General features: G+C 41.5%; 8 protein-coding genes. 7 read left to right on the top strand and 1 reads right to left on the bottom strand.

Translation table 11 applies throughout. The annotated features are described in order from the left end of the window. The first annotated feature begins 722 nt into the window (after positions 1-722). The 5 genes from lexA (at position 723) to BB427_RS22210 (ending at position 5857) form a co-directional block, all read left to right on the top strand. Positions 723-1337, top strand: coding sequence for a transcriptional repressor LexA (gene lexA / locus BB427_RS22230; protein ID WP_045988250.1), 615 nt, complete (start codon positions 723-725; stop codon positions 1335-1337). 360 nt (positions 1338-1697) lie between these two features. Further along, positions 1698-2840, top strand: coding sequence for a cytochrome c oxidase subunit II (gene coxB, locus BB427_RS22225; protein WP_069023345.1), 1143 nt, complete (start codon positions 1698-1700; stop codon positions 2838-2840). Further along, positions 2840-4414 carry a cytochrome c oxidase subunit I gene (gene ctaD, locus BB427_RS22220; RefSeq protein WP_069023344.1) on the top strand — a complete coding sequence of 525 codons (1575 nt, stop codon included), beginning with the start codon at positions 2840-2842 and terminating at the stop codon, positions 4412-4414. Before coxB ends, ctaD begins: the two co-directional genes overlap by 1 nt. Further along, entirely contained in the window at positions 4414-4992 is a 579-nt protein-coding gene (locus BB427_RS22215; protein ID WP_045988253.1) for a cytochrome c oxidase assembly protein, read from the top strand. The genes ctaD and BB427_RS22215 overlap by 1 nt, the downstream gene beginning before the upstream one ends. After that, the gene (locus tag BB427_RS22210; RefSeq protein WP_069023343.1) at positions 4982-5857 is read left to right on the top strand and encodes a cytochrome c oxidase subunit 3; all 876 of its coding nucleotides are present in this window, start codon (positions 4982-4984) and stop codon (positions 5855-5857) included. The genes BB427_RS22215 and BB427_RS22210 overlap by 11 nt, the downstream gene beginning before the upstream one ends. On the opposite strand, the gene BB427_RS24915 is transcribed toward BB427_RS22210, so the two are convergent. Then, the gene (locus BB427_RS24915; protein WP_081629166.1) at positions 5763-6059 is read right to left on the bottom strand and encodes a DUF2909 family protein; all 297 of its coding nucleotides are present in this window, start codon (positions 6057-6059) and stop codon (positions 5763-5765) included. The two genes, BB427_RS22210 and BB427_RS24915, sit on opposite strands and share 95 nt — an antisense overlap. 12 nt (positions 6060-6071) lie before the next feature. Here BB427_RS24915 and BB427_RS22205 point away from each other — a divergent pair, with 12 nt between their 5' ends. Continuing rightward, positions 6072-6800: an SURF1 family protein gene (locus BB427_RS22205; protein WP_069023342.1), complete on the top strand. Its 729-nt coding sequence runs from the start codon at positions 6072-6074 to the stop codon at positions 6798-6800. After that, positions 6793-7284 (top strand): transmembrane cytochrome oxidase associated protein, encoded by a 492-nt coding sequence (locus BB427_RS22200; protein ID WP_069023341.1) that lies wholly within the window; start codon positions 6793-6795, stop codon positions 7282-7284. Before BB427_RS22205 ends, BB427_RS22200 begins: the two co-directional genes overlap by 8 nt. The last annotated feature ends 3 nt before the right edge of the window (positions 7285-7287 follow it).

The raw sequence follows: 7287 nt of genomic DNA, 5'->3' as shown, positions 1-7287 counted from the left end.
GAACATCGCCAGGGCCAAATAGAGAAACCCGTTGCAGAGATGCGACGGGTTTTTTGCTGTCTGGGATATAGAGATTTGAGAGATATAAAACCTCGCAAGGCAATCAACACATCGCGAGGTTTTCTAAACCTAAGTAAATGCGCTCCACTCCCACCACAGTATAAGCACAGTGCAACATGGTAGGTGGTTTACCCACCGATGGCTTGCAATTAAGGTTTCCAGTCGATGATAGTGTGGATTACCCATGTGACTCTCTATTTAAAAAATGAGAACATCCTACTTCGTAGCGAGCCAGGGCCAAATAAGAGGTTGATGAAAAGCGTTCATCCATGAACTTCATCGACATTCGAACATCCATGTACATCAAAACCCGTTGCAGCAATGCGACGGGTTTTTTGCTGTCTGGGGTGTAGAGATTTGAGATATAGAAAACCTCGCAAGCCAATCAACACATCGCGAGGTGAACTCGCTCCCACCACAGTATCAGCATAGTGCAACATAGTGGGAGGTGGTTTATCAGCCCTAAATCTTAATAATCTATTTCTTATTACGTAGAGTCGTAGGTTAAGCTCTGAGGCACAGACTTCGTTTCTTGCTTAATGCTGCTCTAATTAATGCTATCAGCAAATACACTTAAAATATGTCGAATAAAGAAACATTTGCGATTTTTTTTGAGCTGTATATACTTACAGTAAATAAACCACTGTATGGAACACCAGTTAATGCGTCCTCTAACAAAACGACAAGAACAAATCTTTGAATTAATAAAAGTATTCATAAAAGATACTGGCATGCCTCCAACTCGTGCAGAAATAGCAGATGCTTTGGGTTTTAAGAGTGCAAATGCAGCGGAAGAACATCTTAAGGCGCTTGCAAAAAAGGGAGTTATCGAAATGGTTCCTGGTGCAAGCCGAGGGATTCGACTTGTAGAGGATGAATCCGAACAACTTGGTTTACCTATTATTGGCCGTGTTGCTGCTGGCGAGCCTATCCTGGCAGAGCAACATGTGGAAAGCCACTTTAATGTAGATGCGAGTTTTTTTAAACCTAATGCTGATTATCTTTTGAGAGTTAATGGTATGAGCATGAAGGATATTGGCATTATGGATGGTGATCTTCTAGCTGTTCACAGGACTCAATTGGCTGAAAATGGCCAAGTGATAGTGGCTCGTGTAGAAGAGGACGTGACTGTTAAACGCTTTGAAAAGAAAGGAAAGAAAGTTTTATTGCATGCTGAGAATGAAGAGTTTAAAGCGATTGAAGTGGATCTTGAGCATCAAAATTTCTCCATTGAAGGGTTAGCCGTCGGCGTTATCCGAAGTGCTGACTGGATGTAGTTTATGAGAGCGAGCGTAGCGTCAAATATAAAGTTGCGCTTGCTTTAACTATATTTTGTTTAAAAAGTGGTAATTAACTTTTCTAACTATGTGAAAGTAGGATGATTATAGTGACTTTAATCATTTAGTAATATTTTTAGTTTTCTGATCTTTATACACTATTTTTCATCATTCTTTGTTTTACCCCCTATAGTCCCCAGTTTTGATTCTAAAGTCGGTCTTCTCAAAAATCTTGCAATTTGTTTGTTTTTTGACTAATTGGTTAATAGTCGTGCAGTAAGTCTATGTACAAATAGACAATATGACAGTCATCCAATAATAACAAAAGACAACCGCGAGTTGTCTTGAAGGAGACGTCAAATGAAAATTTGTCGATTAGTTGTAGCATTCATCGCAGTGCTAATCGCCATGCCCTCACTTGCTAACAGCGCTTACAATATGAGGCAAGGTGTTACAGACATTAGTCATCAAGTGTATGAGCTTCACATGACCATATTTCTAATATGTTGCGTCATTGGGGTTATTGTATTTGGGGTTATGTTTTGGGCGCTTATAAAACACAGAAAGTCAAAAGGCGTTGTTGCAGCGCAATTTCATGAAAGCACCAAAGTGGAAATACTTTGGACTGCAATTCCTTTCCTGATACTCATTGGTATGGCAATACCTGCCACAAAAACGCTTATTGCTATGGAAGACACGAGTAAAGCTGATCTGACCATTAAGGTCACAGGCTCTCAGTGGAAATGGCACTATGAGTATATGGGGCATGATGTTGAGTTCTATTCTTTGCTCTCTACTTCGAAAGATGAAATTAGTGATCTTAAAGAAAAAAATGAAAATTACCTGCTTGAAGTTGATAAGCATTTAGTTATTCCCACCGATAGGAAAGTTCGCTTTTTAATGACCTCAGATGATGTCATCCATTCTTGGTGGGTGCCCGATTTTGCGGTGAAGAAGGATGCCAATCCGGGCTTTATAAATGAGGCATGGACAAAGGTAAACGATGAAGGAATTTACAGAGGCCAATGTGCTGAATTATGTGGCAAAGATCATGGCTTTATGCCTGTCGTCGTCGAGGCCGTAAGCCCTGATAAATTTGATAGTTGGCTCAACGATGCTAAAGCTGAAAAAGCAAAAGCAGAGGCTGAGTCACAAGCAGTTGCCCAACAAACCCTTTCGAAAGAAGAGTTAATGGAGGTTGGTGAACAAACTTACATGGCTTATTGCGCAGCTTGCCATCAACCAACTGGGCTTGGGCTACCAGGTGTCTTCCCTGCAATGAAAGGGAGTAAAGTCGTCACTGGAGATATTAAAGCTCATATAGATATTCTACTTTTAGGTCGACCAGGAACTGCTATGCAATCTTTCGCAAAGCAATTAACAATCAAGCAGATTGCGGGAGTTATCACCTATAAAAGAAATAGCTGGGGTAATGACACCGGCGATGTTATTCAGCCAAGCCAAATACAGCGTGAGATAGATGCATTAGAGGAGGGTAAGTAATGAGTGCCATCGTAGAAGAACATTCACACCATACAGCTCCAAAAGGCTTCAAGCGCTGGCTGTTTACTACCAATCATAAAGACATTGGAACACTGTATTTATTGTTCTCACTAACCATGTTTTTAATTGGTGGTGCTATGGCGATGGTGATCCGCGCCGAGCTTTTCCAACCTGGGTTACAGCTTGTAGATCCGCATTTTTTTAATCAAATGACGACAGTACATGGACTAATAATGGTATTTGGCGCAGTAATGCCCGCATTTACTGGTCTTGCCAACTGGATGATCCCAATGATGATTGGTGCTCCTGATATGGCGTTACCGAGAATGAATAACTGGAGTTTTTGGATACTACCCTTTGCATTTGCAATTTTACTGATGTCGTTATTTTTGGAAGGCGGCGGGCCTGCTTTCGGTTGGACTTTTTATGCGCCACTATCTACAACGTACAGCAATGACAATACTGCATTTTTTGTTTTTGCGATCCATATAATGGGAATTAGCTCTATTATGGGTGCTATCAACGTTATCGTGACCATCGTCAATCTTAGAGCTCCAGGTATGACATGGATGAAGTTACCTTTGTTTGTCTGGACTTGGCTGATAACTGCATTTCTTCTGATTGCTGTTATGCCCGTACTCGCTGGCGCTGTGACTATGGTATTGACTGATAAGTTCTTTGGAACGAGCTTTTTTGATGCAGCAGGTGGTGGTGATCCTGTTATGTTCCAGCATATATTCTGGTTCTTTGGTCATCCTGAAGTGTACATCATGATATTACCTGCCTTCGGCATAATTTCTACGATAGTACCGACATTTTCAAGAAAGAAACTGTTTGGCTATGCATCAATGGTTTATGCAACCGCTTCAATCGCTCTGTTATCGTTCGTCGTTTGGGCTCATCATATGTTTACTACGGGCATGCCTTTAGCTGGTGAGTTGTTTTTTATGTATGCAACTATGCTCATATCAGTGCCCACTGGCGTTAAGGTTTTTAATTGGGTAGCGACAATGTGGCGAGGTGCTATTAGTTTTGAGGTACCCATGCTTTTTGCCATTGCGTTTATCGTACTTTTCACAATTGGCGGATTTTCCGGTTTGATGTTAGCAATTACGCCTGCAGATTTCCAATATCACGATACCTACTTCGTTGTCGCGCATTTCCATTACGTGTTAGTTACGGGAGCTATATTCTCAATAATGGCCGCCGCATATTATTGGTTACCAAAGTGGACAGGGCACATGTTTGATATCAAATTGGCTAAATTTCACTTTTGGCTCTCCTTGGTTAGTGTGAACGTATTGTTTTTCCCAATGCACTTTGTTGGTCTTGCTGGCATGCCAAGGCGGATCCCTGATTATGCTCTACAGTTCGCTGATTTTAACGCGATCATTAGTATCGGAGGGTTTGCATTCGGTCTTTCTCAACTGTTGTTTGTTGCAGTGGTTTATAAATGTATAAAAGGTGGAGAGCAGGCCTCTGGGAAAGTATGGGATGGGGCTGAGGGATTAGAGTGGCAAGTACCATCTCCGGCTCCTTATCATACCTTTTCAACGCCACCGGAGATTAAGTAATGCAACATGGTCGCCTGCTTAAGAAGCTTATTTTGTTGACGCTAGGTATGTTTGCTTTTGCCTTTGCACTGGTTCCTCTATATGACGTTTTTTGTGATGTCACAGGCCTAAATGGTAAGCCATCCATGGAAATCGCAAAGCAGAGCGAGTCAATTGCACAAAGTCGACAAGTAGATGTGAGCTTCACAACGCATAGTCAAAGCCAGGCGCCATTTAAGGTCGATGCAGTCGAGCATTCGGTTAGAGTTCAACCCGGTAAGCTAACCGATGTCAAATTCATTGCAAAAAACTTGAGTGATAGTGAGCGTGTGTTGCAAGCGATCCCTTCAGTGTCTCCAGGGAAAGCGGCAAAGTATTTACACAAAATGGCCTGCTTTTGTTTTGATCAGCAACCAATGAAAGGCAAAGAAGAAGTTGAGTTTGTCTTGAGGTTTTATGTAGATACGGAGCTCCCAAGTGATGTTGAGGAACTCACACTTTCATATACGTTGTTTGATATTACAGAGCGAGTTAGCAAACAAGACAGTGATGGACTGAGTATGCTAGCTTCTCGAGAGGAGTTCAAATATGAACCATGAACAAGAAAAATATTACGTGCCTGAGCAAAGTCCATGGCCAATCGTCGGGGCTTTTGCACTTTTCTTTATCGCTGTTGGCGCTGGCTTAACGATTATTCAACTTAAATCAACCAGTAATAGTGGAGTAATGCTACTGCTCGTGGGTATTGCTGTGCTGATCTATATGATTTTTGGTTGGTTCAGGAATGTGATCCAAGAATCTCAAACTGGATTATATTCTGCCCAAATGGATCGTTCGTTCAAGCAAGGAATGGGATGGTTTATCTTTTCCGAAGTTATGTTTTTTGCTGCTTTTTTTGGTGCACTTTTTTATGCACGAATGATAGCTGTGCCGTGGTTAGGCGGTGCAAGTAATAACGCCAGCACCAACGACGTTTTATGGCCTCAATTTGAAGCTGTATGGCCATTGCTCACAACTCCAGATGGAACTGTAACTCAAGCTATGGGTTGGCAGGGACTCCCGCTGATCAATACGGTTATTCTATTAGCATCATCAGTAACCCTTAGCTTTGCTCATGTAGCTTTAGAAAAAGAGCAAAGGGCGAAAGTGAAGGCGTTCTTAGGATTAACAGTACTGCTTGGCGTCGCATTCTTAACCTTGCAAGTGGAAGAGTATATTCATGCTTATCAAGATCTGGGGTTAACTCTTCAGTCGGGGGTTTACGGTAATACATTCTTTTTACTGACAGGATTTCATGGCTTTCATGTCACACTTGGCGCGATTATTCTTTTCGTTATATGGATCAGGGTGTTGAAGGGTCACTTTACCGCTAAGAATCACTTTGCTTTTCAAGCTGGGGCTTGGTATTGGCATTTTGTTGATGTTGTTTGGTTGTGCCTGTTTGTATTTGTTTATGTGTTGTAACAACGGGTGAAGAGTGTAGTTTTATAAAGCCAAATTGAGCAGCAAGACAGATTAGAAGTACGACAGCTATTGATGCATAAACTCTTTGTTGCAATAGCCTCGCCATCGACTCTTGTTGCTCTGACTTGAGCATGACTAGCATAGCTCTAAATAGATTTAGAAAAACGAGTAGTAGCAGTACAACAATAATAATTTTAATCATAAGGGGTGTCCGATGGATTTAGGTGCACTTTTTAAAGGTAGATCAAAACCCCCCATATTGGCAGCATTAATCGTTGTTCTTTTATGTGGCTCGCTCTCTTATTGGCAGTGGCAAAGAGCACAGCAAAAACATGTGTTGCAGCATAAAGTTGAGATTGAAAAATCGCTAGGCGTAGCTAATGAGCAGCAAGTAACATCCCAGCCGCTCACGCAATATGTTAATGCTGAAGTGTCGATTACAGGGAATTTTGTAGGCGATGCGGTTTGGTATTTAGATAATCAAGTCGTGAAAGGTAGAGTCGGTTTTGATGTAATTGGCATTATAAAAATTTCCGAAACTGATGAGTATCTAGCTGTTAATTTAGGTTTTGTGCCACAGCAGGCTAGTCGCGTGCCTACCGTTTTCTCTCTTCCAACTGGCACCGTTTCTCTACCTGTCTATATCAAATCTAGTGCTAGTAAGCGGTTCACCTTAGCTAAGTCTGCGGCTGAGGAGGCAACAAAACAATCTGTGATTCAGTATATTGATGTTGATTACTTATCTGCGGAGTCAGGTAAACCTCTTTTACCTCTAATTGCCTACATGATTAAAAACAGATTTGCAGGGACTGAGCCCCATTATCAACCGGTCGTAATGTCACCGCAAAAACATGAAGCTTATGCTTTACAGTGGTTGCTTATTGCCTTGGCCGCGGTAGTAATTGGCTGGAAACTTTCAAAAAAGGAGAATAAAGATGTCTAAAAGCGCGGCATGGTTTATAGGGCTGTTTATATTCCCCTTACTATTGGCATTTGTTGCCTTGAAGATCGGCTGGATACCACATAGCACGACTAATTACGGTGAATTTTTAAGTCAGGAGGTTCGCCAATCAGAGCTGGTTTTAGATACTGAGTGGAGTATCGTTTATCAGCGACCAAAGCAGTGTAATAAGCAATGTTCTTTACTACTAGATAGCTTACCTAATTTGTATTTAGCGCTGGGGAAAAACCAGCAGAAAGTATCGCTCGTGGTATTACAAGAGCGAAATGAAAAAGGCATTGAGTACGCTACTTCTTTGCCGATATACCTCAACCAGTTAGATGACAACTATCTCTACCTGGTTGATAAAACAGGGTTATTTGTACTTAAGTATGCACCAGTAGCAAACTTAGAAGAAATGCGAAGTGTACAAAAAGGGCTACTGAGTGATCTGAAGAAATTATTGAACTACTCTCGTTCAAGTTAGGAG

Origin of the sequence: Pseudoalteromonas sp. BMB, assembly GCF_001709235.1 — a bacterium.
Taxonomy (GTDB): domain Bacteria; phylum Pseudomonadota; class Gammaproteobacteria; order Enterobacterales; family Alteromonadaceae; genus Pseudoalteromonas; species Pseudoalteromonas maricaloris.
The sequence above is the reverse complement of the archived record's forward strand: the minus strand, read 5'-3'. Positions and strand labels throughout refer to the sequence as shown.